Origin of the sequence: Streptomyces himastatinicus ATCC 53653 (genome assembly GCF_000158915.1) — a bacterium.
GTDB classification, from domain to species: Bacteria; Actinomycetota; Actinomycetes; order Streptomycetales; family Streptomycetaceae; genus Streptomyces; species Streptomyces himastatinicus.
The window spans coordinates 6786667-6787529 of record NZ_GG657754.1 but is presented as its reverse complement, the minus strand read 5'-3'; the positions used below and the strand labels follow the sequence as shown (position 1 = coordinate 6787529).

Here is an 863-nt window from a genome sequence, read left to right as displayed (position 1 = left end):
CATCGAGCACTCACCGCTCCGCAGCGCCTGCACGGCCATGTGCAGGGCGACCAGCGACGACGAGCAGGCCGTGTCCACCGTGACCGCCGGGCCCTCGAGCCCGAACGTGTACGAGATCCGCCCGGACACCACGCTCGCCGCGTTGCCCGTACCCAGGTGGCCTTCGAGCCCCTCGGGCGGGGTGGAGACGAGCCCGGCGTAGTCCTGCCCGTTGGTCCCCGCGAAGACGCCGGTGCGGCTGCCGCGCAGCGCCACCGGGTCGATGCCCGCGCGCTCGAACGCCTCCCACGACGTCTCCAGCAGCAACCGCTGCTGCGGATCCATGGCCAGCGCCTCACGAGGCGAAATCCCGAAGAACGAGGCGTCGAACTCGGCGACGTCGTAAAGGAAACCGCCCTCGCGGGTGTACGAGGTGCCCTGACGATCCGGATCCGGGTCGTACAGCCCCGCCAGGTCCCAGCCACGGTCCGCCGGGAACTCCGCGATCGCGTCCCCGCCCGCCGTCAGCAGCTGCCACAGCTCCTCCGGCGTCCGCACCCCACCCGGGAAACGGCAGCTCATCGCCACGATCGCGATCGGATCATCATCGACGGCCACGGCGACATCGCCGCCCTGCACGGTGACGGTCTGAGTACCGATCAGCTCCGTGTGCAGATGCTCGGCCAGGGCCGCCGCCGACGGGTAGTCGTAAATGAGCGTGGCGGGCAGCCGCAGATCGGTCGCGGCGCCGAGCCGGTTACGGAGTTCGACGGCGGCGAGCGAGTCGAAGCCCAGCTCCTTGAACGCACGCCCCGCCTCGACGGCCTCGGCACCGTCGTGCCCCAGCACCGCCGCGACGTGCGTACGCACCAGGTCCAGCAGCG

At 71.3% G+C, this 863-nt stretch carries 1 protein-coding gene; it reads right to left on the bottom strand.

Features of this window, described 5'->3' with window-relative positions; all coding sequences use genetic code 11:
• On the bottom strand, positions 1-863 hold an 863-nt coding region (locus SSOG_RS46955; RefSeq protein WP_167542518.1), incomplete at both ends, for an acyl carrier protein.